Here is a 25,561-nt window from a genome sequence, read left to right as displayed (position 1 = left end):
GGAGCGAAAACGATGGCGCCAGCGGCTTCGATTACCACGCGCTTTCGCGTCGACGGAATGGACTGTGCATCCTGTGCCACGAAGATCGAAAACGCTCTCCGGCGAATGCGCGGGGTCACTGAGGTCGCCGTCTCGGTGACGGGCGGCACGGTGACGGTCCGCCGCGACGCCGGCGGGGTAGACGCCGACAATATCCGCGATCAGATCTCGAATCTCGGCTACCGGGTAGCTCGCTCTGACCCCGATAGGAGCAATGCTTTTGGCGACGACGAGGGCATGTCCGCATCCCCCGGCAGCCATTCTCATCTTGATGCTCCTTCGGATCAGCCTTGGTGGAAATCCAGCAAGGCCGACTTAACCATCGCGTCTGGAACAGCTCTTGCGGTCGCTTTCGCAATGGGAAAAGCCTTTCCAGCCATCGAGCAATGGGCGTTTTTGCTGGCGATGATGGTCGGCCTGATCCCGATCGCGAGGCGCGCATTTTCCGCTGCAATGGCGGGAACGCCGTTCTCGATCGAGATGCTGATGACAATTGCCGCGGTCGGCGCGGTCTTCATCGGGGCGACAGAAGAGGCGGCAACGGTCGTTTTCCTGTTCCTGATCGGCGAAATGCTTGAGGGCGTCGCCGCCAGCCGCGCCCGCGCCAGCATCCAAAGCCTTACCAAACTCGTTCCGAAGACTGCCCGGCTTGAGGAAGACGGTCAGGTCCGCGAGGTCCAGGCGGATTCACTTTCGGTCGGCGCCTTGATTCAGGTGCGTCCCGGCGACCGGATCCCGGCCGACGGCGTCATCGTGTCCGGAGAGAGTTCGATCGACGAAGCGCCGGTCACCGGCGAAAGCACGCCGATCCGCAAGGGCCGCGACGACAACCTGTTCGCCGGTACCGTCAACGGAGACGGGTTGCTGAGGGTGCGCGTGAGCGCCGCTGCGGCAGACAATACGATCGCCCGCGTGGTGAAGCTTGTCGAAGAGGCGCAGGAGTCCAAAGCGCCGACCGAACGCTTCATCGACCGCTTCTCGCGATACTACACTCCCGGCGTGGTCGCGGTCGCGGCCCTGGTGGCCAGCGTCCCGCCGTTGCTCTTCGACGGCACGTGGAGCAATTGGATCTACAAGGCCCTGGCCATTCTTCTGATTGGCTGTCCTTGCGCCCTGGTTATCTCTGTGCCTGCAGCAATCACTGCCAGCCTATCCGCAGGTGCCCGCCGGGGCCTTCTGCTAAAGGGGGGAGCCGTTCTAGAGCAGATCGGCAAAATTACCGTCGCCTGCTTCGACAAGACGGGCACGCTCACTGCGGGTAAACCCGAGGTCACAGATATCATCGGCTTCGAGCGCAGCGAGGGCGAGGTCCTGCGTTTCGCTGCTACGCTCGAGTCCGGATCAAGTCATCCGCTTGCTAATGCGATCCTTGCCAAGGCGGCGGAGCAGCAAATCCGGTTGCCGCCGGCTTCTAATGCCACGGCGGTCGGCGGCAAGGGGGTCGGGGCGATGGTGGAGGGCATAAGGATATTCCTCGGCTCGCCAAAAGCAGTCGCTGAATTCGCCCCCGTCACCACCGAACAAAACACCCGGATCTTGACCCTCAACGACGAGGGCAAGACGGTTTCTTTGCTCGTCATGGACGACAGGATCGCCGGCGCGATCGCCATGCGGGACGAACCCCGTCCGGATGCCAGGACGGGCTTGAAGCTGTTGTCAGACGCAGGGATCAGGACGGTGATGCTGACCGGCGACAACCGCCGTACCGCCACCGCCATCGGCCGGCAATTGGGGATCGACGTCGAAGCCGAGCTTCTACCCGAGGACAAGCAGCGTATCGTCAGCCAGTTTCAGAAAGCCGGCTGGTCCGTCGCCAAGGTCGGCGACGGCATCAACGATGCACCCGCGCTCGCCGCCGCCGATGTCGGCATCGCCATGGGCGGCGGCACCGACGTCGCGCTGGAGACCGCCGACGCCGCCGTGCTGCACGGGCGGGTGTCCGATGTCGCGGCCATGGTCGATCTTTCGAAGCGGACAATGACCAACATTCGCCAGAACATCACGGTCGCGCTCGGGCTAAAAGCGATATTCCTCGTCACCACCATCGTCGGGATCACTGGGCTATGGCCGGCCATCCTGGCCGACACTGGCGCGACCGTGCTGGTAACGATGAACGCCCTGCGGCTGCTCCGTTTACCTAACAAGCCTGCAAGCACAGGGAAGGACGGGAATTGAAGCGAATGTCCAACATCCAGATGGCGCGTAAAACGATAGCCTACGTCGCCGTACTCTCGCTTGTCGTGGGGCTGGCAACCGACGCGGCCATCGCGTCCGCCACAACGGGCGATGCCGGCGGAATCACGAAGTTCGATGCTGCGCTGCTGGTCCGAATCGGCGTCGCGGTGGCGCTCGCTTTCCCGATCGGGTGGGAACGCGAGTTTCGTGGTTCCGAGGCCGGCGATCGAACATTCATGCTGGTCAGCCTGGGTGCGGCCGCCTTCACGGCAGTCGGCGTCGAGAATTTTCCGGCGACCGCCGAAAAAGTGATGGCGGGCGTCGTGACCGGCGTCGGCTTTCTCGGGGGCGGCATGATCCTGAGGGACGGGGGCGCCGTCCGAGGATTAACTACCGCCGCGGCAATCTGGTCGACGGCTGCGGTTGGCATGCTTGCGGGGGTTGGCGAACTTCTGATCGCTGCACTTGTGACTGCAATTGTGATCCTCATCCTCGAATTTGAATTCCTGCCATTAATCGGCCGGCTCGATGCCCGCCGCTGGCGGCCGAAAAAAATCAAGCCGGAAGGGAGTAAAGATGAATTCTGACCGACGCTTCGTCGCTAGGCGTCTGCTTCATTCAATTCGATAAGAATTTCCGTCCACGACATAACCAGCAGGAGACGAAAATGGGCTTCGATCAATATCACGAACCGGCGGATGAACTTTCGCAGGAAACGCGCACCTTTGCACGAATGATCACGTCGCTGATCGAGGAAGCCGAGGCCATCGGCTGGTATGAACAGAGAATGTCGCTTGAAAAGGACAAGGAGGCCAAAGCGATCATGGCCAATGCGCAGAAGGAGGAGTTCAAGCATTTTGGAATGAACCTCGAATTCCTGCTCCGCCGCAACAAGGACTGGCGGACCGAGCTTCACGGCATCCTGTTCACGAAAGGCGACATCGTCAAGCTCGCGGAGAAGGCCGAAAAGAAGGTCGACTAGGCATGTCCCGATGGGAGGCCCTTATAGAAGACAAGCGCAAACTGCGACGAACACGCGTTTTGAAGGCGGCAATGATTTCGTTCGGGGGATCGGCGATCTCTTGCACCGTGCGCAACCTCACGAAGTCCGGTGCCATGCTGGACGTCGCGAGCCCGCTCGGCGTCCCAAGGGAATTCGCGTTGGTGATTTCTTCCGACGATATTCGCCACGAATGCCGGATCGTCTGGATCAAGGAACAGCGTATCGGCGTCTCCTTCAAGCCGGATCGAGAATCTTGATCGTGCCGTCGATGTCGGCCTCAGGGAGAACTCCATGTCGCGTTTCCTCATAGCAGCGTTGATTTGCCTTACGGCGTCCGGCGCGCTGGCGCGTGCTTCGGGGCAGGCCTCAGGCCGGTTGGTGCCGCTATCCTCCCGCGAGTACGACCAGCTCTCTCCCGCCATCCGCTCCGCACTCGATCTGGCGAAGCGCGCGTGCGGGGATGAATACATTACCGTGCGCAATGGCTTCCTGCGGTATCTGCAGGGAGGCACGGGTGAAGAATTCACGGCGGTGCACTTCGACCAGATCGGCTGCGGGAACAGAGCAGAAGTCTGTACGTCAGGTGGATGTCTCCATCGCGTTTTTGTCTCCCGAGTCGGTTTGCAGCGGGAGGTCTGGCGTGGAAACGTTTTCGAAATCGACATGTTAACCGTTTCCGGCGTCCCTGCCCTAGAAGTGCATTGCGGCGCATTCGACCATAGCTGCTGCAAACGATTGATCTGGAACGGAACCCGGTTCCGTTGAAGCCCGAATTGAAAGTGGATCGTAGAGAAATGACGTCATCAACAGTTAGTCTCCTGCGCTTCGACCGCGAAGTCTTCCATCACGTCTCAAACAGTAGGAATTGAAGTAATGCATGGTGGAGGTGCGGCGGGAACCGCGGCCGCGCAACACGCGGGACGGCTGAGATGGGCGCTCGCCTTGACTGCGACGTACATGGTGGCCGAGGTTGTCGGCGGTCTGGTCACAGGCAGCCTTGCGCTGCTCGCCGATGCCGCGCACATGATGACCGACGTCGGCGGGCTGGCACTAGCTCTGCTCGCGATCCGTTTCGCGGAGCGCGAGGCAACACCGCAGCGGACGTACGGCTACCTGCGCATGGAAGTGCTGTCCGCGCTCACCAACGCGGTCGTGCTGCTACTGCTCACGGTCTACATCCTCTACGAAGCATACCAACGGTTCCAGGCCCCACCCGAGATCCGGAGCGGACCGATGCTGGTCGTCGCGGCGATCGGGCTCGTTGTGAATCTCATCAGCATGCGGCTGCTTGCGGGAGGGTCGGCAGAAAGCCTGAACGTCAAGGGTGCGTATTTCGAGGTCCTGAGCGACATGCTCGGCTCGATCGGGGTCATCGTCGCGTCCTTCCTCATCATGTGGAAGGGCTGGGTTCTCGCCGACCCGATCATCGGCGCCGGCATTGGGCTGTTCATTGTCCCAAGGACTTGGACGCTGCTGAAGCAGGTCACGCATATCCTGATGGAGGGCACGCCCCCGAATGTCGATCTTGGGACGCTTGAACGGAAGCTCATGGAGATATCCGGCGTGACCGCCGTCCACGATCTTCATGTATGGACCGTTACGTCCGGATTCGACGCGATGAGCGGCCATCTCGTCGTCGCCGACATGTCGCGGGGACGCGAGGCGCTGCGGGAAGCACGCCGCATGATGCAGGTCGATTTCGGCATCGACCACGTCACCGTCCAGATCGAGGACGAAGCGATTAGAGCCGAGGAGGCCGTGCTGCATGTCTAACGTAAACAGCAGGAGCGAGGGCGCCGATCATGGTCATCGGCACGTCGGCCATGGCGACGGTGGAGGTCATGTCCATGGCGGCGACCACAGGGATGGCGCCGGCGATGAACACCACCACGATCATGGCGGCGCTGGACACGTTCATGCGCCGGCTAGTTTTGGCAAAGCTTTCGCCATCGGCATCTCCTTGAACACCGCGCTCGTCGTCGCCGAAGCCGTCTACGGCTATCTCGGGAACTCCACGGCGCTGATGGCCGACGCCGGGCACAACCTGAGCGACGTTTTCGGACTATTGGTGGCTTGGGCGGCCTCGATCGCATCCAAGCGCGCACCAAGCGGACGGTTTACCTACGGGCTTCGCGGCTCATCGATCCTCGCGGCGCTCGCAAACGCAGTCTTTCTGTTGGTGGCCACCGGCGCGATCAGCTGGGAATCGGTGCAGCGTTTCCGGGATCCAGAACCGGTCGCCGGCGTCACCGTGATGGTGGTGGCGACGATCGGCATCTTCGTCAACGGTGCCACGGCACTGCTGTTCGCAAGAGGACGAAAAGGCGACATCAACATTCAGGGCGCGTTCCTGCACATGGCGGGCGATGCGGCGGTGTCGGCCGGCGTCGTGATCTCGGCGGCGCTGATCCTGTGGACCGGATGGTTGTGGTTGGATCCCGCCATGAGCCTGATCATCTGCGCGGTCATTCTCTGGAGCACATGGGGTCTGCTGCGGAGTTCGGTAGGCATGTCATTGAGCGCAGCACCCGCAGAAATCGACCTCGACGCGGTCAGGCAGTTCCTGCTCGATAGGCCGAACGTGACGGAAATTCATGATCTGCACGTATGGCCGATCAGCACCACTGAAACCGCAATGACCTGTCATTTGGTGATCCCGTCCGGGCATCCGGGCGACGCATTCCTGATGGAATGTGCTCACATGCTGCAAGAATTCTACAAGATCGGCCACGCGACCCTTCAGATCGAGATCAGCGAGGGTAACGCCTGCTCACTCGCTCCAGATAGCGTGGTTTAGATGGACGAACGCGAAGAGGAAGGAGGCGAGCGCGCCAACCGGCTTAAGGCGGCGATGGAAGCCAAACTTGCCGCCGAACCTGCCGTCAAGGGGACAATTGCGTGTCCAGGATGTGCGAGCGACGGCGATTGGTACAGGGAGCCGGGTGGTTGGTCGTTCGGGTGCGGTGATTGCGGGCTACGCGCGACCGGATTCTTTTCCCGCCGGTCGGCAAACTGAGTGGGTAGAATGCGGATGTCTCCTCGCAAGGCGCCTATGTGACGCTGGGGATGACCACAACAAAAGTGACGCGCAATATTGCGAGGCGCCGCGCGGCTTTGCGATGTTTGAGCACGCCGCAGTTTGCGCGGCCTTGGGCGTCTCGACCTGTGCGCATTCGCAGCGGCTTCAGCGGGGGCAATATCTGTGTGCCAATCAATTGTTCGACGAAACCCTCCGGCCCCGGAAAGTTCGCCTCGAAACGGGAGGATACCTTTCTTACAGGCGCAGGGGTGGCTCACGGCGGGTTCGGTTTGCTCGACCGCCGCTAAAGTTGGATTCGGGCCCACGAGCTTGGCCATCGGCGCATATGTCCTGTCGCGAACATAGAGTCTGTTGCGAATCTCGGTCGGCAGGTCCCTGAGCGCAACGTCGCCGTTCGGCTCGATCGTGATGCAGGGCCTCTCCGTATAGTCCATCAGCACGACGAAGATAGCCATGACCTGTCATCTCGTCATGCCCGCCGGGCACCCGGGTGACGATTTCCTCATGAAGGCGGCCCGAGTGCTCAGGGAGCGCTAAAAGATCGGTCACGCGACGCTGCAGATCGAGATCGATGGGAACAATGCTTACGCGCTGGCGCCGGATAACGTAGTCTGAATGACATCTAGTATTGCGAATGCACGCGGAAACCGAGCACCGAGACAGGCCCGCGGTCGCGGTTATACGCAGGATTCACGATGAGCTGATAGTCCAGCGTGACCTTGGCGGCAAACACCGGGAAGCTATAGTACGTCTCGAAAATCTTCTCATTGCCGGGATGCGGCAGCATCCCGTCGCCAACCAGAATTCCCAGTCCGTCGGCATTGAGAAACGCCTGATGGACGTTTGTGATACCGTTGACGACGCCGGCAATTCCGAAGGTATCGCCGTCGCGCCCCCATTGCTTTCCCGATATCGAAAGGCCGGCTGCAACGGTCCGGTCGACGTCGGTGAATTCATAGGGTTCTTTTTTGCCATCCGCGATGCCGGCGCGGGCGAAGAAGCCAACATTAGGGATCAGTTGCTGCTCCAGATTCATGCTGATGCCGCCACGGCTTTGGTAGCGTCGCACAGCAGCGATATCGGCAGGGCCTCCGTTTTGCGCGGCGAGCTGGATGGCGTCCTGGAAGCTTCCCATCCGGCCTCGCGTCAGAAATCCGCTGATCGCGATTTTCCCGGGTTGATCCCAAATGGCATATCGCCGCTCGATCTCGCCGACCCACTGGAATTGGCTGAACCGTGAATCGAGGCGGGTAGCATTCGGTGCGACGGATAGGTCGAACAGACCGCCGCGGAAGGTCCAGGGACCTTGGTACCATTCTGCAGCCGCGCCTACTGTGTAGGCCCAGGCGTCGGCTGCGTAGTCAAAAGTTCCGGTGTCGATGATGGTCCAGTTCATGAAATCGGAGCGGGGATCATGCGCGTACTTGTTGGTGTCGAAAATATCGCCGACGCTGAATTTTCCGACGGTAAACACCAGCCGATCGGAGGTTTGGGTTCCGGAAAACTGGTTGAGTCCGGCATCGACTTTCTGAACTTCGCCGCCGAGGTCAATGGTCTGACGCAGGAATGCCCGGTGCAGACGCGTGTAGGGATAGCTCGCGCCGACCTTGTAGGCCTCGCCGCTTGGAAATCCCGCGGCGCCTACCGACGAGCTCAATCCAAAGCCCTGATCGATTTCCGGATTGATCCAGGCTTCGGCGCCCTTCCAGAGCCGGACCCCCGCATACAAGGTGGTGTCGAAAGTCTCGCGTCCGGTATTGGGGTCGAGACTGTTGCGGCCACCATAGGGAGCCCGAAACGGCGGAGCGTATTGACCGACATAGGTGGCCTGGGCATGGAACGCGAAGCGGTCCGTCTCCAGTGCAGATGGCCCCTTGGTGAGGAAATCCGGGATGCGGCTGTCGTCGCCGATCCTGTAGTTGAGGCCGAGCCGGATGCTTTGCATGGCGAGGTCGGAATTGAACGCTTCCGCCGCACCCGTGAACCTCATGCCCTTGTAGCCAAATCCGGTCGACAGATACTCGGCTTTTGCTGTCCAGTTTGCCGCGAGTGGAATTTCGATCCCGGCTCCCGCGGCCCATCCCAGTCGCCACAACAGCCTGGTGTCCACCGTTCCAGGCGTTGCAAAGCCGCCAAAGGAAACGCCGTCAACCTGTGTACGTGTTACCTGATCGTAGCTCCAGGCTAACCCACCCGTTCCGTAGAGAAGGAAATGATCGAACGCATAGCCGATACGGGCGCGCGCGCTCCCGTAGTGAATGACCGCCTCGCCGTAGGTAACCTGGCCAGTTAAGGGCGAAGTGACCGTCTGACTGCCGCGCACGGAATAGGGTACCTGCACGTCCGAATTCGGAAACGATATATCGGATTCGAAGCCCAGCAGGACGCGAGACGGAAAGACGTAGTTGTACCCACCCTGAAACCCGGCCAAGTAGCTACCCGTCCCGCCCATGAAATCGAAGTGAAAGGGAAGGTCGAACGATCCGCTCAGACTCGGAGCGCCGGCACCTGGCGGAATTGCGGACCAGTTTGAAATGCCTCTGATCGCTCCTACATGGACGCCGGCGTACCAGCCATTCCAGTCGTAAGACGCAAGATACGGCGCGGGCGCCTTAACCGGAGGATTTGCGGGCAGATCAGCCGCGATGGCGCAGGAGTGCGTCGCAAGCGCAATCCCGATCCCACCGCCGATCTTGCAAATCCTCTTCATGCCGCGCCCTGCAACCCGAACGAAACTTAGACCAAAGGAATATGACATTCATTCCCTAGACCTTCTTGCGAGTTATTCGCAATAGACCAGGCGGATAAAACAACAACTGATCAAGAAATTGTTGCGCTGCACACAGACGCGCACGCCCCGTCTCGGCCAGTCGTCGATGTTTCCGCAGGGCCTATTGGGCGGGCAGAAGGGTATTTCCTACATGGGAACGGGGTGTGGTCTTTCACGACCGCTTTTCCGGTGATTGCTGCTGGGATTGTCCTGATTTCCTTGCGATCAACCGCTGTCGTTCGCTTGCCGTATTATCCTCGTGGCCCGATTTAAATTTCGTAGTGGCCAATTTTGGAGTATGAGTCCGTTTGTTGGTTGCCTGCGGAGGCTCCAATGTGTCGCATCCGCTTCCTAATGTTGGCAATGGCGTTCACGGCCGCAACTTGGTCAACTTGCCAAGCGATCGGGTCCTTTCAGACCAAACCGGCATTTCCGAAGGTGGTGATGGCTGGTGTTGCGCCTCCACCATCAGTCAGATTGCCCGATGGGTCCGCACGCGATCTCGTTGGTGGCTGCGGTAGGGGTCGTATCCGCGATCATCGAACAGCCGGCTGCCGCGGTCCGGCCGATATCAGGTAAGGCATCGGCCAGTATCAATGATCCTGTCCAAACCAGCGGTTTGCGCCGGTGGCGCCTCCTCATTGAGGTATGGCCGATGAGTAGCTTTTCGAGGAAGTTCGTCAGAACGGTCGCTTTGGGCCTGACCGCGGTTGTGGCTTTGGCGACATGCCTCATCTCCCCCAGCTTCGCTCAACGCGACCCTCTCGATCTCGCACAGGCCGGCTTCGTTGCGAAGGATCGGGGCGATTTCACGCTGGCGATACGCTTGTTTGATGAGGCGCTTCAGCGTGGCTTGTTCTCGGACAAACAACGCGGCCTTCTCCTTTACACCCGGGGCGTTTCTAACGAAGCGCTCGGTCGTCGCGACCGCGCGTTGTCGGACTTCGATGCGGCCATCGCGCTGCTTCCAGAATTTCCCAACGCCTATCTCTATCGAGGGATCATCTGGGGTGACGAGCGCGAATACCAGCGCGCGCTGCAGGACTTTCTAACAGCCAGCAAACTAAATCCCGGCGATCCTCTCGTTTTCAACAACCTTGGGAATGTCTACGAAAAATTGGGAGAGTTGGATCGCGCCATCGAAAACTACGGATTGGCGATCCGCTTGCGTTCCGACTACGCTCCAGCCTATTACAATCGTGCTCGCACTTACGTTTTGAAACAGGATGAAGAGCGCGCCATCGCAGACTACGACAAAGCGATCGCGCTGCAGCCGACCTACGAAGACGCCTACGTAAACAGGGCGGTCCTGCATGTCTCCCGTCGAGACATCAAGAGTGCTCTCGCAGACCTCGATACCGCAATCAGGCTAAATCCGCGAGACGTTGCGGCCTTGTCAAATCGCGCGAGTGTGAACCTGGCGATCGAAAAATATGCTGAAGCTTTGAGCGATTTCGATCGAGCGTTGACGGTGGATCCGGGCAATGCGGCCACATACTTGGGGAGAGGGCGGGCACACCTGTTTTCAGGCGCAGTCGACGACAGCATCGAGGACTTCAAGACCGCCGTGCGGCTACGGCCGTCGAATCCCTATCCTATCATTTGGTTGCACATTGCCCGGGTGCACAAGGGAGAATCCGATCGGGATGAATTTGAAGCGAATGTGAAGGCTGCGAATCGTGAAACGTGGCCGGGCGCAATGCTCGATATGTATCTTGGGCTTCTCGCTGCGGATGAAGTCAAAGCGGCTGCCCAACGTGGCACTGACCGCGATAAGTCTAAACGCGAATGCGAAGCGAGTTTTTTTCTAGGAGAGTTGGCTCTGCATAACGGCCAGACCCAGCAGGCGCGGGACGCCTTGCGGGAGGTGACGTTGAGCTGCGGACCGGCGGAGACCGTCTACAGCGCGGCGGTCGCGGAAGCCAAGCTGCTGCCCCGGCAATAAAGCATCTTACATAGGTCAGCTTCGGCCTCCAATAGCTACGCAGCGATTTTAACTACCCCGAGACCATTAGGCGGCGATGGATCGCGCACGAACGGCTTTTTGGCGGGCTTTCAAGATGCCAACTACCGAGTTTGTGCTCTCCGATAAAAGAACGGGGCTCCTGTTAGAGTGGGTTTCGCGATGTAGCGGACCCGTGACTCGAATTCCCGATTTTCACGCTTCGTGACGTGAGCGCGGCCGATGAAGGCGAAGTCAGGTCGCCAAGCGCTGCGCAAATCTCACTGAGGGAAGACTTGGCCTACTTGCCATCGAAAGCGATGGCGCACCCGACACGATTCGAAAGTGTGGCCTCGACCTTCGGAGGGCGGCGGTCATCCCTCATGGCCAGCCACGGCTGGCTCAAATAGAACAACGGCTCCTGGGACAGTGGTGCAGCCACCTCGGCGACAAGACCAACGCTCAAGCCACCATGCTAGGGACAAACAATGGTTCCTCGTGTCGTTGGTTGCGTATGATTCCCTCCCTGGGCACCAACGAACTCACGGCGCCCGAGGGCTCGATTGCATCAAGGTCGCGAACCGCGGGCGAGTTGCCTTGATCAAGCTGCTTCTGACGTATCATCCGCATCTTCAGTTAGCGGCCCAGAGTTCTGCGGTTGCTTGACGCCCGCGGTGTCGACACTGCTGAATAGAGCCAAAGCTAGTCGATCTGAAATCTTAGTGGCTGCTTGCTTGACTGGATCAGACGCGAGATGGGCGTACCTCGCCGTGGTCTGAACCTGCGTGTGTCCCAGCAATTTGCCGATCATCGCCAACCCTTCGCCGACAAGTAATCCGCCGGACGCAAATGTGTGACGCAGATCGTGAATGCGCACGTCGGTCAGCCCAGCAGTTTCGCGGATGCGACGCCACGGATGTTGAAGATCGGTGAGGTGGGTCTTCTTATTCTTTCCCACGATCACGTATGGGTTGCCCGCCACGCGAGGCAGCGTCTCTAACAATGCAACTACCGTGTCGCCAAGATGGACAGTCTTCGCCCCGGTTTTGCTATCGGGCAACCGCAATTCTTTTTGCTGTAGATCGACGTGGCGCCATTCAAGGCGTTGGATTTCAGACAACCGGCACCCCGTGAGGAGCAGGATACGGAAGGCAGCAACGGCATATTTAGTTTCCGTTTGGTGCACCTCCGCGGCTGTTAACGCCTGTCCAAGCCGCTGCAGCTCGTTCGGAGACAAGAACCTCTCGCGCTTAAGCTCTGGAAAGCGCTCGACATCTTCGCAGGGGTTGGTGTGCTTGTCCCGTATACCCCAAGTTTCGGCAAGGTTCATCATTTTCGACAGGACGCCCAGTGTGCGGTTCGCCTGATACGGGATATGAGACAAGGAGCCGTGCATTTCTGCCACATCAGCGGTTGTCACCGAGCGTACGTGCTGCTTGGCGAAAAATGGGTCGAGGAATAGCTCGACCGAGCGCCGATATTCGGCCTCCGTCGACGGCTTGCAGCGAGTGGGGACGTATTGCGTTAGAAAGCGCTCTCCGAGCTCCTTCATGGTTGTCGACTGCCGTTCAGCATCGCGCAACGCCGCTGGATCACCATTGGCGCCTCGTACACCGCCAAGCTTGATCGTTGCTTCGCGCCGCGCCAATTCCGCCGTCACGACACCGTATTGTCCGATCATCACCCGGCGCGTCCGGCCATGACGTCGATATTGCAGCAGGAAGAATCGCTTCCCACTCGGCATGACGCGCACTCCGAATCCAGGAAGATCCGTATCGAAGGCGATGTAGTCCTTCGGCGTCACCTTGAGGGCCTCTACGGATCTTTTGGTGATCTTGATCTTCGCCATAGCACACCCGTTCGCGTAATGTTCCGACCTTCAGTTTTTTGGCCGGGCTATGTTTCGTGGAAGCGTCGTGGAAGCGGCGCGACGAAAGTCGTGGCGTAGCGCTTCGCAAACAAGGTAGAAGCAACGACGAAAATAAATCAAGCCAGCTCAATGAGTTGTCGTAGCGTGGCGCGGGGAATAAGGTGCCGTCGCAGAGTGGCGAAAACGGCTTTCAACAAACTCATAACCTGAAGGTCATAGGTTCAAATCCTATCCCCGCAACCACTGAGACCGACACTCCCGCAGCCGCCTCGGCTGCGGGAGTTTTGGTTTTTGCTCCCCTAGCCGATAAGCTCCGCAGCGACAAAGGTGAGGAGGCCCGCAAGCTGTGGCCTAGAAAAGGCCGGCACGAATTAGAGGCGATCGCGGCAAAAGATCACAAGCTGGGGCGAACTGTGTAACCAGTTTGTCGCTCATGCAACGCGATATCTCCTTGCGTCAGTATCTGCGCAAGAAAATGGGTGAAATGCGAGCGGCTCACAAACGTTCGGCGCAATCTACAATAGTCGAGCCGCCGCGGCAGCGATGCGCTGGCAGGCGTCGCGAAGCTCGGCCGCTGAGGTGGCGTAGGAGATCCGGAAATAGGGCGCGAGGCCGAAGGCCGAACCCGGGACGACGGCAACGCCGGCGGCGCGCAGAAGATAGTCTGCGAACACTGTATCATCTTCCACAACGCGGCCATCCGGCGTGGTCTTGCCGATGAGGCCTGCACAACTCGCGAACGTATAGAAGGCGCCTTCTGGGACGCGGCAGCTGATGCCTTCGATGCTGTTCAACGCGTCGACGACGAGGTCGCGCCGCTGCTGAAACGACCGGCAGCGGTCGGCGATGACATCCTGCGGTCCTGTCAGCGCCTCGATTGCGGCGGCCTGACTGATGGACGAGGGGCAGGAGGTCGATTGGCTCTGCACGACGGCCATGGCCTTGATCAGCGCGCTGGGGCCCGCGCCATAGCCGATGCGCCAGCCGGTCATCGCATAGGCTTTGGAGACGCCATTCACCGTCAGGGTGCGGTTGCGCAGCGCCGGCTCGATGGCGACTGGCGTGACGAAGCGAAAGCCGTCGTAGATGATGTGCTCGTAGATGTCGTCGACCATGAGCCAAACGGAGGGATGCTTCAGCAGAACGTCGAGGATCGGCCGGTATTGATGTTCCGAGTATGCGGCTCCCGACGGATTCGACGGCGAGTTCAGCATGAGCCAGCGGGTGCGAGGCGTGATGGCGCGCGCGAGATCCTCGGGCGACAGCCGAAAGCCATTGGCTTCCGAGCACGGCACGAGAACCGGCGTCCCGCCCGCGATCGCCACGATGTCGGCATAGGTCACCCAGAATGGCGTGGGGATGATGACTTCATCGCCGGGATCGAGCGTTGCCATCATGGCGTTGAACAGCACCTGCTTGGCGCCGGCCGAAACGGTGATCTCGTCCTGCGCGAAGTCGAGGCCGTTGTCGCGCTTGAACTTGGCGCGAATGGCGGCCTTCAGCTCGGGCGAGCCGTCGAGAGCGGTGTACTTGGTGGCGCCATCGCGCATCGCCCGCGCAGCGGCGTCCTTGATCGGCTCGGGCGTGTCGAAGTCCGGCTCGCCCGCGCCGAGGATGATGACATTTTGGCCCTCTCTCTTCATCTGCGCGGCGAGCCCGGTGACTTTCAGTATCTCCGACACGCCGATCGCGGACAGCCGCTGCGCCGGCTTGAACGGAGACGGTTGTTTGGCGAGCACGTTCACGGGCCGCTCCTCTCAGGCGAGGTCGAACTTGACGCCCTGGGCGAGCGGCAGCGTGCGTCCGAAGTTGATGGTGTTGGTCGCGCGCCGCATATAGGCCTTCCAGGCGTCCGACCCAGATTCGCGTCCGCCACCAGTCTCCTTCTCGCCACCGAACGCGCCGCCGATCTCGGCGCCGGAGGGGCCGATGTTCACGTTCGCGATTCCGCAGTCGGATCCGCGCGCCGACAGGAAGGTTTCCGCCTCGCGCAGATCGTTGGTGAAGATCGAGGACGACAGCCCCTGTGGGACGTCATTGTGCAGCTCGAGCACCGCGTCGAGATCGCGATAGGTCATCACGTAGAGGATGGGCGCGAAGGTTTCGTGCCTGACGGGACCGGTCTGCGTGGACATCTCGACCAGCGCCGGGCGCACATAATAGGCCTCGTCGGCTCCCGCCAGCGCAACGCGCTCGCCGCCGAGCACGTGGCCGCCAACGGCACGCGCCGCATCGAGCGCCTTCTGCATGCTCGAATAAGCGCCATGGTCGATCAGCGGCCCCACGAGAGCGCCCGCCTGGAGCGGATCGCCGATCGTCACGCTCTGATAGGCGCGCTTCAGGCGCGGCACGAAGGTGTCGTAGACGGTCTCGTGCACGAAGAGACGCCGGAGCGTCGTACAGCGCTGGCCGGCGGTGCCCATCGCAGCGAACGCAACACCGCGCAGCGTCAGGTCGAGGTCTGCCGTCGGTGTTACGATCGCAGCGTTGTTGCCGCCGAGCTCCAGGATCGCCCGCGCAAATCGATTGGCGAGCCGCGGGCCGACCGCGCGGCCCATCGCTGTCGAGCCGGTGGCCGAGACCAGCGGGACCTTGGTGTGATCGACCAGAATCTCTCCGATGTCACGTCCGCCGAAGAGCACCACGGACAGCGCATCCGGAGCCGGTCCGCCCGCCTGCTTGAAGCGCTCGAGCGCGCGCGCGAACAGCGCCTCGGTGGCGAGCGCAGTCAGCGGCGTCTTCTCCGACGGCTTCCAGACGATGCTGTTGCCGCACACCAAGGCCAGCGCCGCATTCCAGCACCACACGGCCACCGGGAAATTGAACGCGGAGATGATGCCGGTCACACCGAGCGGATGCCATATCTCCATCATGCGGTGCTCGCTGCGCTCGGTGGCGATGGTCAGGCCATAGAGCTGGCGCGCCAGGCCGACGGCGAAGTCGCAGATGTCGATCATCTCCTGGACCTCGCCCAGGCCCTCCGAGGCGATCTTGCCGACCTCGATCGAGACCAGCCGGCCGAGCGCCTCCTTGTTGGCGCGCAGCTCCTCGCCGAGCAGCCGCACGAGCTCACCGCGCTTCGGCGCAGGGACCTGCCGCCATTCCAGAAAGGCGGCGTGCGCCTTGTCGATCTCGACGGCCGCCTGCGCGGCGCTGACCTCGTGCACGCGTCCGGTGATCTCGCCGGTGATCGGGGTCCGCGCGACCAGCGTGCCGCCCTTATGCCGGCCGGGCTCGACGCCGAGCCTGGCAAGCAATGCGTCCACTTCGTCGGCGAGCGATGTGATGGAACGGGACGGCGTATCGGTCATGGCAAACGGCCTTTAAACGGTGGATGCGAAGAGTTGTCGCGATCAGCCCGCGGCTAACGGGCGATCGCCGTGCGTCCGAAATGCGGTGATTTCAGCTGTAGCAGAGCCTGCTGCAGCGATTCCTGCTCCGCCCTCGCGTACAGCTCCATGTTATCGCAAACCTTGGCGCCAAGGGCGGCCTCGAATGCGGACCGGTTGGCGTTGGACGCGTAGGTTCTCTGATCCTCGGAGCCGAGATTCGACTGGAAGATGCCGGCAGCGCTCACCGGGAGAAAATCCTCGTAGATGATCGGATCGAAGCGCAGCAGCCCCTCGGCAATCAGATCATCGACGGAGGACGCCCGAGCCTGGCCCGATCCGGCCCCGGCCTCGGTCACCGAATAGCGGAAGAAGGCCAGGCCTTCCTGTCGTAGCGTTGCCCAATCATCGGGAAACGCCGCAAAGCGTTCGGCCAGTCTCTCGGAGTAGCTGCGCGTGCTTGCTTCGATACCGTCGGTTTCGCGCGCCGACGCAAGCAGCGCGTCGTAGAGCGCGCGCCCTTTCGGCGTCAGGGCCACGCCGCGTTGTTCGATCTCGCCGAAGCGCGCAGTATGTGTTCCGGGCGCCGATGTGCCGTCGTCCCGCTTGAAGATGATCGGTTCCTCCAGCGCCTTGAAGCTGGTCTGGCGCAGCAGGATTGGGCAGCCGCGGCGCGGTGGGCCCTCGATGACGGCCTTCGGCGCGATGCCGCGACCGGGCATTCCGGCCTGGACAGCGTCGATGTCGAGCGTGCGCGGTGTCAGATGATTGATGTGGGGACCCCTGAAGCTCACCACGTCGGCAATCAGCCGATGTGCATCATGCAGCTGCTGGTAGACGTCGAGGCTGACCGTGGCCTCGCTGTGCCAGCGGAAGGTCTCCAGCGCTTCGCCGACGAACTTCTCGGCCTGCGCGACGGTCAGGTAACCCTGCGTCTCGAACACCTCCACGAGCTCGAGGGTGCGCGGCGTGAAGATGCTGCGCTCGCCGAGGATTCGCTGGGCTGCCGCGCGGAGCGCGTCGTCCTCGATCAGCTCCAGGCGCAGCAGCGAGGTGAAGACCCGAAACGGATTGCGGCGCAGAGCCGCATCGTCGATCGGGCGAAACGCCGTCGCATGCACCGGCACGCCCGCGGCCGACAGGTCGTAGTAGCCGACCGGGTGCATGCCCATCACGGCAAACACGCGGCGCACGTTGAACAACTCCTCCGGGCGTCCCAGGCGGATGGCGCCGTGACGCTCGAGGCTCAATCGCTCGAGTTCGTCGCTCCGATCGAGGCTCTCGCGCAACTGCTCGCTCTGTTGCAAGGTCGCCCGATTGACCTCGCTGACCAACTCCATCAGCGTTCCGTATTGCGGCACCTCGGCGCGGTACATGTCCGACATGGCGCGCGAAAACAAGGTGCGGATGTTGTCGGCGTCCGCGTGCAGTGCTCGCATCGGAGATCTCCAGTGGGGCCGGACCAGCCTGATCGTGCGAGGCCCTGATCGCTCAGTCATGCAATTTAATCATGACATCTGCAGATTAGACTTGTCGCTGGGGCCGGTTCAAACAATGATTGCTCAGAAGATCATTCTGAATTGGAATGACCCGATGAGCATCCAGACACCGCGCCGCTTCCTGCCCTCTACCGCAGTCCTCGCCGCCTTCGAGGCGACGGCCCGCACCGGCAGCATGACGATGGCGGCGCAGGAGCTCCAGCTGACACAGAGCGCGGTCAGCCGGCAGATCAAGATCCTAGAGCAGCAGCTCGAGGCCGAGCTATTCATTCGCGAACGCCAGACGGTGCGGCTCACCTCCGCCGGAGCGTCCTATGCGCGCGAGATCCGCGACGCGCTCCACAAGATCAGCTCCGCCTCGTTGAACTTGCGGGCTAATCCGGGTGGGGGAACGCTCAATCTCGGCATTCTCCCGACATTCGGGACGCGCTGGCTGGCGCCGCGGCTGCCGCAATTCCTCGCGGCCAATCCCGGGATCACGATCAACCTTGCGACGCGGCTGTCCTATTTCGATTTCGGCGCGGAAGCCCTGGATGCTGCCATCCATTTCGGCCAGGCGGAATGGCCGGGCGCAGAAATGGCCCTGCTGCGCTCCGAGCAGGTCATCCCGGCGTGTAGTCCCAGCCTGAAACGGGAGTATCGCTTTCGTGCCGCCGACGATCTCAGGCGGGCGCCGCTGCTTAGCATCTCGACCCGGGCCCAGGCCTGGACGCGCTGGTTTGCGATGCACGACGTCGCAGCCAGGGCAGCCCAGGGAATGGTGTTCGATCAGTTTGCGACCGCGGCGCAGGCGGCGATGGCAGGCCTGGGCGTCGCCTTGTTGCCGACATTCCTGATCGAGGAGGAGCTTGCGAGCCGCAAGCTGGTCCGCGCCATCAATCTGCCGATGGAAAGCCCGGAGCGCTACTACCTGGTCTGGCCATCGGAGCGTGCAGCCTATCCGCCGCTTCGCGCGTTCCGGGAGTGGCTCATCGCGGTGACCGCGCCTGATCGATAGACAGGCAGGGGTTGACTGGAAGAAGTGCTGGACCGTTTTGGCCAGAACGTAATAATTTCCCTTCGTTTTGCTCAGAAACGATCAATTCGAAGAGGTAAGATATGGCCCGCCCCGCGGACGCCAGGAAGGATCAGGACCTCATCAACATCCTGATGTCCAACGCGCGGACCTCGATTTCCGATCTTGCGAAGGCGCTCGGCGTGTCCCGGGCGACCGCGCAGGGGCGATTGGCAAGATTGGAAAAGGACGGAACGATCGCCGGCTACACTGCGATCCTGGGCAAGCAGGCGCATGTGACCTCGATCTCGGCGATCATCCTGATCGAGCTGGAGGTCAGGCAGCAGGGCAACGTCATTGCCGCGCTGCGGAAGAAATCTGAAGTCGTGGACTGCTACACGCTGAGCGGCCCGTTCGATCTGTTTGTCAAGATCAACTGCGCGACGTCGGCGCATCTCGACGAAATCATCGACTGGATCGCCGAGATGGATGGTGTTCGACGCACCACGTCGTCGATTCTTCTCGCCAGGAAATTCGAAAGGTGAACAATGCCTGGGCAAATCCCGCCTCGTTGTCGTTCTTCTTGCTTCGATTGTTAGCAACATGTCTCGTTTCCCGTCGAAACGAGTCTTAGTCCAGCGGTTTGCAATTATATTCTTCCTATAGCCGGCGGTTTGGATATTTATGCCGCGCCTATGCTCCTGAATAACAACTGAGAACAAGGAGCATTTGAAAATGAACGGTGCAACCGCGCTCGTGAGCATGCTGTCCGGATATGGCGTCGACGTCATCTTCGGCGTCCCGGGCGATACCAATGTCGCGCTCTATGAGGCTCTCAGAACGACGAAGGGCGCGCCTCGCCACATTCTGTGCCGTGACGAACGTTCGGCGGTGTTCATGGCGGACTGCTATGCGCGCCTGTCCGGAAAGCCTGGGGTTGCGGAGGTGCCGAGCGGGGCCGGTGCGCTCTACGGTCTGCCCGGCGTCGCTGAAGCCAACAAATCGTCGGTGCCCCTCATTCTGATGGTCAACGACATTCCGCAACCCGGCGTCGGGCGCGGCACCTTGACCGAGCTGCCAGTCCAGGATCTGTTCAAGCCGATCAGCAAGCGGGCCGAGACGCTTGCTCATGTGCGAAAGCTTCCAGAGGTCGTGCGCCGCGCCTTTCGCGAGGCCACCGGCGGCCGGCCCGGCGCCGTCGTCCTCGCGCTGCCGGAGGACATTCTCTACCAGGACCTGCCCAGCGAGGGCGTGTCGCTGCATGTCGAGCCGCAATGCCGGCAGGCGCCGTCCTATAGGAGCAGGCCCGCCGACGCCGATCTCGACAGCGCACTGAACGCGATTCTCGCCGCCGAGCGTCCGCTGATCGTTGCGGGCGGCGGAGCCAATCGGTCTGCAGCGGCGGAGGCGATCACCGCCTTTGCCGAGCGTCTCGGCATTCCCGTCGTCACCACGATCACCGGGCAGGGCGTCATTCGCGACGACCACAAGCTCGGGATCGGAATCATCGGCGACAACGGCTTTCATCCGCACGCGGTATGGGCGCTCGGCCGTGCCGATCTCGTGATCTATGTCGGCTGCCGCATGGGGTCGGTCGCCACCATGAATTGGCAGTGGCCGGTCCCGAACGGAGAGACCAGGATCGTTCAAGTCGATCTCGAGCCGGAAGTCATCGGCAATACCTACGCCATCGATTTTCCGCTGGTGGGTGATGCGCGTGCGGTCGTGGAGGCCTTGATCGCCAAGGCGCCCGCCGATCATGCGTCGGTGACCGCTGCATGGGTCGACGAGATCAACAGCCGTCGCGCCGAATTCTGGGATGTGATGGCGCCGCATCTGCAAAGCGACGAGGTGCCGCTGCGGCCCGAGCGGGTGATTGAAACGCTCAACCGTTGCCTGCCGATGCCCTGCAACGTGGTGTCTGATGCCGGTACGCCGACACCCTATGCCACGCGTTTTCTTCGCCTGCGCGATCCGCAGTCCAAGCTCGTGATCCCGCGCTTCTACGGCGGACTTGGATACGCCATTCCGGCGGTGATCGGTGCCTACTTCGCGGCTCCCCATCTGAGGCCTGTTGGCCTGTTCGGCGACGGCTCGCTCGGCATGTCGGCCGGCGAGTTGGAGACGCTTTCGCGCCTGCAAGTTCCGGCAGTCCTGATCCATTTCAACAATGCCTGCTTCGGCTGGATCAAGGCCCTGCAGCGGGTCGTCGACCGTGATCGTGCGCGCAAGGCGTCCGAGCATAGCCCTGCCGTACCGGTCAACGACCCGACGTTCAGCGTCGACTTCGGCAAATACGACATGAGCCGGCTCGCGTCCGTCTATGGCATCCGCAGCTTCCGGGTCGAAACGCCGGCGCAACTGGAGGCCGCGTTGCGCGAGGCGTTCGAGCTGAACGAGCCGGTCTTCATCGACGTTGCGGTGGAATCCATCGCCGATCGCCTGCCGCCGGTATTCTCATGGCTCAAGAAGGTCGGGGCCGATCCGGCGGCCGTCGGCGTTCAGGCTGCTCTCTAGGAGGGGTTCGAAATGGCTCAATCGTCGAAAAACATCGCTGTTCTCGGTGCCGGGCAGATCGGTGCCGTGATCGCCGGCATGCTCGCGGAGCAGGGGCACAAGGTGACGCTGGCGGACGCATCGGACGCGCAGCTCGGCTTGAGTGTCGGACGCATCTTCGCTACCAAAGTGGTGGATGCCGGAGACCTAGCTGCCCTCCGCGCCTTTCTGAAGGAGCAGGAGATCGTCGTCAGCGCATGTCCGTATTTTCTCAACCGTGGCATTGCGCAGATCGCCGCGGAGACCGGGACACACTATTTCGACCTGACCGAGGACGTCGCCACGACCGCCTACATCAAGGACCTTGCAGCGGGCGCCGACGTGATGTTTGCGCCGCAATGCGGCCTGGCGCCGGGCTTCATCTGCGTGCTCGGGGCCGAGATGGCATCGCGGTTCGATAGCGTGAAGACCATCAAGATGCGCGTCGGCGCGCTGCCGCTCTATCCGACCAATGCCTTGCGTTACAACGTGACCTGGTCCATCGATGGCCTGATCAACGAGTACTGCAATCCGTGCGAGATCGTTTTCGACGGCAAGCCGATTGCGGTACCCGCGCTGGAGGGGGTCGAGGGCGTGATGATCGACGGCGTCGCCTACGAGGCCTTCAACACCTCGGGCGGCCTCGGCACCTTGACGGAGACCCTGGCGGGCAAGGTTCGCGACATGAGCTACAAGACCTTGCGCTACCCCGGGCATGCCGAGATCATGAAGCTGCTGCTGCAGGGTCTGGGGCTGGCGGACGACCGGGAAACGATGCGCCGCATTCTCAACCGCGCCGCCCCGTTCACGCACAAGGACGTCGTCGTGATCTTCGTCACCGGCATCGGCGAGCGTAACGGCCGCATGGAGGAGGACAGCATCGTCCTGCGCTACGATGGCCGGCCCGAGCTCGGGGCCATCCAACTGACGACGGCCGCGGGCTGTGTCGCGATGGTCGAGCTGTTTCTCGCGGGCAAGCTTCCGGCGAAGGGCTTTGTGCGCCAGGAGGATGCGAGCCTGTCGGACTTCCTGTCCACCCGTGAAGGCAGCCGGCTGGCCAGGGAGGCCCGCAGCTCCGAAACGGGTGACTTTGCCGCTCGCTTTGCTAGCAAGAGAGCTGCATGAATGTGTCTTGTCCCGCGGTATCGACGCGCGACGTCCTGAGTTCAACACCTACAGGGGGAGTTTGAGAATGGTTAATCGTCGCGACATCGGATCGCTCGTGGGACTTGGCGCAGCCGCGGCCGCACTCGCAGCTGGCTCGGTCGCATCGCCGGCCCTCGCGCAGTCGCAACCGGAGAGCACGTTCGCGCAAATTCGCCGGACCAAGAAGCTTCGGATTGCCGGTATCGTCGGTACCGAGCCCTACTACCACAAGGACATCGCGACCGGGCAATGGTCGGGCTTCTGCGTGAGCATGGCGACCGAACTCGCCAAGGCGATGGAGGCCGAGGTCGAGATCATCGAGTCGACCTGGGGCAACTCGGTGCTGGATCTCCAGGCCAATAAGATCGACATCATGTTCGGACTGAGCCCGACGCCGTCACGGGCCCTGATCGTGGAATTCACCCGCCCGATCATGAACAACACGTTTACCATCATCGCGAAGTCCGGCTTCGAGCCGAAATCGTGGGATGACCTCAACAAGCCGGAGGTGAAAGTGGCTGTGGACATCGGCTCTACGCACGATCTCTACGCGCGGCGAACCCTGCCGAAGGCGACGCTGGTTGCTCTCAAGTCGCCGGATGAGGCCGTGCTGGCGGTGCAATCCGGCCGCGCCGACTGCCTGATCCAGGTCGCGATGCTGTCGCTGGTGACCGTCAAGAAGAACGCGAAGGTCGGCAAGGTCATCATCCCGACGCCGGTGGCCGCGCAGCCGACCTGCTGCGGAGTGCGTGTCGATTCCGATACCCGTTTCCGCACCTATGTCGACAACTGGCTGGAATATAGCCGTGCCCTCGGCGCGTTGCGCGAATGGATCCTGGGGAGTCTTTCGTTGGTGAACATCCAGGAGCAGGATATTCCTCCTGGTCTCCAGTTCTGATGCTGTCCATCGATCTGCCCGCGTCCACGTCTGACGCGGGCAGTTTTGTGTCAGGGCCACGCTGAGCTGGCCCGCAGCGATGTTGAAGGAATACGGCTTGACGCAGAATGAACGACATCCTCCGCTCGGCATCATCATGCTCGATGCAGCGATCCACCGTCCGCCGGGGGACGTCGGCCATTCCGCAAGCTGGCCGTTCGACGTGATCTTCAAGATCGTTCCAGGCGCATCCGCCCGTAAGATCGTCGGTGGCGATGACGCCGACCTCATGGATGCGTTCGTCAGAGCCGGCGACGAGCTGCATGCGGAGGGGGCCATCGGACTCGCAACCTCGTGCGGCTTTCTGGCTGCGCGACAGCGCGAGCTTTCCGCGCGGATGAAGCTGCCGCTCGCAACCTCCAGCCTTCTGCAATTACCTATCGTCGAGCGCTGCCTTTCGGCCGGCCGCCGAGCGGGCGTCGTCACCTACGATGCGAAGGCTCTGACGGAGAGACACTTCGTTGCCGTCGGCGCCGATCCGGGCACGCCGCGGGTCGGACTTCCTCCAGACGGGGCGTTGCGCGCGCATATCGAAGGCGATCGCCCTTATGATCGCGAATGGCTGCGGCGCGACGTCTTCGCGGCCGTCCAGGCACTTCTCTCCGGTCATCCGAACATCGGTGCCATCGTGTTCGAATGTACCAATCTGCCGCCGTTTTCCGCCGAGGTGTCGCGTGAATTCGGATTGCCGGTCTACGATGTCATTACACTCGGGCGCTGGTTCTATTCGGGACTGACCCAGACCGCCTATTCGCAATCATTTGGTATGGGATAGGCGAGATGCATTACGAGTGGAGCTTCGGCTTCCTTCTGCAATACAGCAAGCTGATCGGCGTCGGCACGGCCTATACGATCGGCTTCACCATTCTCACCGCCGTCGCCGGATTCATCGTCGGCTGCATCGTGGCGATCGCAAGCCTGTCCAACATACGGCTGATCTCGTCACCGCTGGTGATGCTGGTCGAGATCTTCCGCTGTACGCCGGTGCTGGTTCAGCTGGTGTGGATCTACTACGCGCTCCCGGTTCTGATCGGCGTCGAGCTGTCGCCCGCGGTGGCGGCCTTCATCTCGCTGAGCCTCTATGGCGGCGCGTTCTATTCGGAGATCATTCGCGGCGGCATCGTGTCGATCGATCCCGGCCAGTGGGACGCCGGGCGCGCCCTCGGCATGCGCCGTTTCGACCTGATGCGGCGCATCGTGATGCCACAGGCGTTGAAGCGGATGATTCCGCCGCTGGTCAACCAGGCCGTGCTGCAGCTGAAGAACACCTCGCTTCTCTCGGTGCTGGCGGTGCCGGACCTGCTGTATCAGGGGCAGCTGATCACGTCGGCGACCTACCGGCCGCTCGAGACCTACACGATGATCGCTGTGATCTACTTCATCATCCTGTTCCCGATGACCCGTGTCGCGCGCGTGCTCGAAGCGCGCCTCGCGCATTGAGGTCGGCCGATGTCAACGAGCGAGGCGAATGCTCCCATGTCCGATGCCGCGATGATCGAGCTCATCCACGTGAAAAAGTCCTTCGGAGCGGTGAGCGTGCTCAAGGATATTTCCCTGCGCGTGCCCCGCGGCGGCGTCGTTGCGCTGATCGGGCCGAGCGGCTCGGGCAAGTCCACGCTGCTCAGGTGCCTCAATCTGCTGACCCTCCCGGAAAGCGGAGTCATTCGCGTCGGTCGAAGCACCATGGACTTCACGAACGGGCATCAACTGCCGCGCGACAAGGACCTCGCAGCGTTTCGTGCGCGAACCGGCATGGTGTTCCAGAACTTCAACCTGTTTCCGCATATGTCGGTCATCCGGAACGTGATGGAGGGGCCCGTCACCGTCCTGAAAGTTCGGCCGGACGAGGCGCGCCAGACGGCGCTGGCGTTGTTGGACAAGGTCGGATTGCGAGACAAGGCCGACGTTGCCCCGGACAAGCTGTCCGGAGGCCAGAAGCAGCGCGTCGCGATCGCCCGTGCGCTGGCGATGAAGCCGGAGGTGATGTTGTTCGACGAAGCGACGTCGGCGCTCGATCCTGAGCTCGTCGGCGAAGTGCTGGCGGTCGTTCGCCAGCTCGCGGCTGAGGGCATGACGATGGTGCTCGTGACGCACGAAATGGCGTTCGCGCGCGAGGTGGCCGACACTGTGGTCTTCATGCGCGATGGCGTGGTGGTGGAGGACGGGCCGGCACGACAGGTGATCGATACGCCGCGGGAGGCCGCGACACGCGCCTTCCTCAGTCATTTCCATAGCGGCCGGTTGCCGGCAGCCGCGGCCAACGCGTGATCACGCAAGGACTC

The 25,561-nt window shown here is 61.7% G+C and carries 21 protein-coding genes; 16 read left to right on the top strand and 5 right to left on the bottom strand.

Annotated features, from left to right (window positions below; all coding sequences use genetic code 11):
- The first annotated feature begins 12 nt into the window (after positions 1-12).
- The 7 genes from HL671_RS22455 (at position 13) to HL671_RS22425 (ending at position 6,014) form a co-directional block, all read left to right on the top strand.
- Positions 13-2,214 carry a heavy metal translocating P-type ATPase gene (locus HL671_RS22455; RefSeq protein WP_172238659.1) on the top strand — a complete coding sequence of 734 codons (2,202 nt, stop codon included), beginning with the start codon at positions 13-15 and terminating at the stop codon, positions 2,212-2,214.
- 5 nt (positions 2,215-2,219) lie between these two features.
- Positions 2,220-2,801, top strand: coding sequence for an MgtC/SapB family protein (locus HL671_RS22450; RefSeq protein WP_246579417.1), 582 nt, complete (start codon positions 2,220-2,222; stop codon positions 2,799-2,801).
- Between the two features lie 80 nt (positions 2,802-2,881).
- Positions 2,882-3,196 (top strand): ferritin family protein, encoded by a 315-nt coding sequence (locus HL671_RS22445; protein WP_172238656.1) that lies wholly within the window; start codon positions 2,882-2,884, stop codon positions 3,194-3,196.
- A 2-nt stretch (positions 3,197-3,198) separates the two neighbouring features.
- Positions 3,199-3,474 carry a PilZ domain-containing protein gene (locus HL671_RS22440; protein ID WP_210264035.1) on the top strand — a complete coding sequence of 92 codons (276 nt, stop codon included), beginning with the start codon at positions 3,199-3,201 and terminating at the stop codon, positions 3,472-3,474.
- 34 nt (positions 3,475-3,508) lie between these two features.
- A complete protein-coding gene (locus HL671_RS22435; protein ID WP_172238653.1) occupies positions 3,509-3,982 on the top strand; it encodes a hypothetical protein in 474 nt (157 codons plus the stop codon).
- A 108-nt stretch (positions 3,983-4,090) separates the two neighbouring features.
- Complete coding sequence (locus HL671_RS22430) at positions 4,091-4,990, top strand: cation diffusion facilitator family transporter (protein ID WP_172238650.1); 900 nt, start codon at positions 4,091-4,093, stop codon at positions 4,988-4,990.
- Entirely contained in the window at positions 4,983-6,014 is a 1,032-nt protein-coding gene (locus HL671_RS22425; protein WP_172238647.1) for a cation diffusion facilitator family transporter, read from the top strand. Before HL671_RS22430 ends, HL671_RS22425 begins: the two co-directional genes overlap by 8 nt.
- A gap of 865 nt (positions 6,015-6,879) precedes the next feature.
- Here the strand turns inward: HL671_RS22425 and HL671_RS22420 are convergent.
- The gene (locus HL671_RS22420) at positions 6,880-9,015 is read right to left on the bottom strand and encodes a carbohydrate porin (RefSeq protein WP_172238644.1); all 2,136 of its coding nucleotides are present in this window, start codon (positions 9,013-9,015) and stop codon (positions 6,880-6,882) included.
- A 667-nt stretch (positions 9,016-9,682) separates the two neighbouring features.
- On the opposite strand from HL671_RS22420, the gene HL671_RS22415 reads away from it, so the two are divergent.
- Positions 9,683-10,972, top strand: a complete 1,290-nt coding sequence (locus tag HL671_RS22415) for a tetratricopeptide repeat protein (RefSeq protein ID WP_172238641.1) — start codon at positions 9,683-9,685, stop codon at positions 10,970-10,972.
- Positions 10,973-11,570: 598 nt separating this feature from the next.
- On the opposite strand, the gene HL671_RS22410 is transcribed toward HL671_RS22415, so the two are convergent.
- The 4 genes from HL671_RS22410 to hglS form a co-directional block, all read right to left on the bottom strand.
- Entirely contained in the window at positions 11,571-12,818 is a 1,248-nt protein-coding gene (locus HL671_RS22410; RefSeq protein ID WP_172238638.1) for a tyrosine-type recombinase/integrase, read from the bottom strand.
- A gap of 536 nt (positions 12,819-13,354) precedes the next feature.
- On the bottom strand, positions 13,355-14,584 hold the full coding sequence (locus HL671_RS22405) for a pyridoxal phosphate-dependent aminotransferase (protein WP_172238635.1): 1,230 nt from the start codon (positions 14,582-14,584) through the stop codon (positions 13,355-13,357).
- A 12-nt stretch (positions 14,585-14,596) separates the two neighbouring features.
- Entirely contained in the window at positions 14,597-16,150 is a 1,554-nt protein-coding gene (gene amaB / locus HL671_RS22400; protein WP_172238632.1) for an L-piperidine-6-carboxylate dehydrogenase, read from the bottom strand.
- A 53-nt stretch (positions 16,151-16,203) separates the two neighbouring features.
- The gene (gene hglS, locus HL671_RS22395) at positions 16,204-17,607 is read right to left on the bottom strand and encodes a 2-oxoadipate dioxygenase/decarboxylase HglS (RefSeq protein ID WP_172238629.1); all 1,404 of its coding nucleotides are present in this window, start codon (positions 17,605-17,607) and stop codon (positions 16,204-16,206) included.
- 154 nt (positions 17,608-17,761) lie between these two features.
- Between hglS and HL671_RS22390 the strand changes: the two genes are divergently transcribed.
- The 8 genes from HL671_RS22390 (at position 17,762) to HL671_RS22355 (ending at position 25,547) form a co-directional block, all read left to right on the top strand.
- A complete protein-coding gene (locus tag HL671_RS22390) occupies positions 17,762-18,664 on the top strand; it encodes a LysR family transcriptional regulator (RefSeq protein ID WP_172238626.1) in 903 nt (300 codons plus the stop codon).
- Between the two features lie 101 nt (positions 18,665-18,765).
- Positions 18,766-19,206: an Lrp/AsnC family transcriptional regulator gene (locus HL671_RS22385; protein WP_012041534.1), complete on the top strand. Its 441-nt coding sequence runs from the start codon at positions 18,766-18,768 to the stop codon at positions 19,204-19,206.
- Between the two features lie 190 nt (positions 19,207-19,396).
- A complete protein-coding gene (locus HL671_RS22380; protein WP_172238623.1) occupies positions 19,397-21,178 on the top strand; it encodes a thiamine pyrophosphate-binding protein in 1,782 nt (593 codons plus the stop codon).
- 12 nt (positions 21,179-21,190) lie between these two features.
- The gene (locus HL671_RS22375) at positions 21,191-22,321 is read left to right on the top strand and encodes a saccharopine dehydrogenase family protein (protein ID WP_172238620.1); all 1,131 of its coding nucleotides are present in this window, start codon (positions 21,191-21,193) and stop codon (positions 22,319-22,321) included.
- Positions 22,322-22,388: 67 nt separating this feature from the next.
- On the top strand, positions 22,389-23,240 hold the full coding sequence (locus tag HL671_RS22370; RefSeq protein ID WP_041750371.1) for a transporter substrate-binding domain-containing protein: 852 nt from the start codon (positions 22,389-22,391) through the stop codon (positions 23,238-23,240).
- Positions 23,241-23,337: 97 nt separating this feature from the next.
- Positions 23,338-24,054 carry an aspartate/glutamate racemase family protein gene (locus HL671_RS22365; protein ID WP_307769026.1) on the top strand — a complete coding sequence of 239 codons (717 nt, stop codon included), beginning with the start codon at positions 23,338-23,340 and terminating at the stop codon, positions 24,052-24,054.
- Between the two features lie 5 nt (positions 24,055-24,059).
- Complete coding sequence (locus HL671_RS22360) at positions 24,060-24,719, top strand: amino acid ABC transporter permease (protein WP_012041539.1); 660 nt, start codon at positions 24,060-24,062, stop codon at positions 24,717-24,719.
- Positions 24,720-24,755: 36 nt separating this feature from the next.
- A complete protein-coding gene (locus HL671_RS22355) occupies positions 24,756-25,547 on the top strand; it encodes an amino acid ABC transporter ATP-binding protein (protein WP_041751270.1) in 792 nt (263 codons plus the stop codon).
- The last annotated feature ends 14 nt before the right edge of the window (positions 25,548-25,561 follow it).

It is taken from the genome of Bradyrhizobium denitrificans, assembly GCF_013179005.1.
GTDB lineage: Bacteria > Pseudomonadota > Alphaproteobacteria > Rhizobiales > Xanthobacteraceae > Bradyrhizobium > Bradyrhizobium denitrificans.
This window is presented reverse-complemented; position numbering and strand designations above follow the sequence as displayed.

Coding starts and splice junctions, on each gene's coding strand:
- HL671_RS22455 (WP_172238659.1), top strand. CDS start 13: ATGGCGCCAGCGGCTTCGATTACCACGCGCTTTCGCGTCGACGGAATG.
- HL671_RS22450 (WP_246579417.1), top strand. CDS start 2,220: ATGTCCAACATCCAGATGGCGCGTAAAACGATAGCCTACGTCGCCGTA.
- HL671_RS22445 (WP_172238656.1), top strand. CDS start 2,882: ATGGGCTTCGATCAATATCACGAACCGGCGGATGAACTTTCGCAGGAA.
- HL671_RS22440 (WP_210264035.1), top strand. CDS start 3,199: ATGTCCCGATGGGAGGCCCTTATAGAAGACAAGCGCAAACTGCGACGA.
- HL671_RS22435 (WP_172238653.1), top strand. CDS start 3,509: ATGTCGCGTTTCCTCATAGCAGCGTTGATTTGCCTTACGGCGTCCGGC.
- HL671_RS22430 (WP_172238650.1), top strand. CDS start 4,091: ATGCATGGTGGAGGTGCGGCGGGAACCGCGGCCGCGCAACACGCGGGA.
- HL671_RS22425 (WP_172238647.1), top strand. CDS start 4,983: ATGTCTAACGTAAACAGCAGGAGCGAGGGCGCCGATCATGGTCATCGG.
- HL671_RS22420 (WP_172238644.1), bottom strand. CDS start 9,015: ATGTCATATTCCTTTGGTCTAAGTTTCGTTCGGGTTGCAGGGCGCGGC.
- HL671_RS22415 (WP_172238641.1), top strand. CDS start 9,683: ATGAGTAGCTTTTCGAGGAAGTTCGTCAGAACGGTCGCTTTGGGCCTG.
- HL671_RS22410 (WP_172238638.1), bottom strand. CDS start 12,818: ATGGCGAAGATCAAGATCACCAAAAGATCCGTAGAGGCCCTCAAGGTG.
- amaB (WP_172238632.1), bottom strand. CDS start 16,150: ATGACCGATACGCCGTCCCGTTCCATCACATCGCTCGCCGACGAAGTG.
- hglS (WP_172238629.1), bottom strand. CDS start 17,607: ATGCGAGCACTGCACGCGGACGCCGACAACATCCGCACCTTGTTTTCG.
- HL671_RS22390 (WP_172238626.1), top strand. CDS start 17,762: ATGAGCATCCAGACACCGCGCCGCTTCCTGCCCTCTACCGCAGTCCTC.
- HL671_RS22385 (WP_012041534.1), top strand. CDS start 18,766: ATGGCCCGCCCCGCGGACGCCAGGAAGGATCAGGACCTCATCAACATC.
- HL671_RS22380 (WP_172238623.1), top strand. CDS start 19,397: ATGAACGGTGCAACCGCGCTCGTGAGCATGCTGTCCGGATATGGCGTC.
- HL671_RS22375 (WP_172238620.1), top strand. CDS start 21,191: ATGGCTCAATCGTCGAAAAACATCGCTGTTCTCGGTGCCGGGCAGATC.
- HL671_RS22370 (WP_041750371.1), top strand. CDS start 22,389: ATGGTTAATCGTCGCGACATCGGATCGCTCGTGGGACTTGGCGCAGCC.
- HL671_RS22360 (WP_012041539.1), top strand. CDS start 24,060: ATGCATTACGAGTGGAGCTTCGGCTTCCTTCTGCAATACAGCAAGCTG.
- HL671_RS22355 (WP_041751270.1), top strand. CDS start 24,756: ATGTCCGATGCCGCGATGATCGAGCTCATCCACGTGAAAAAGTCCTTC.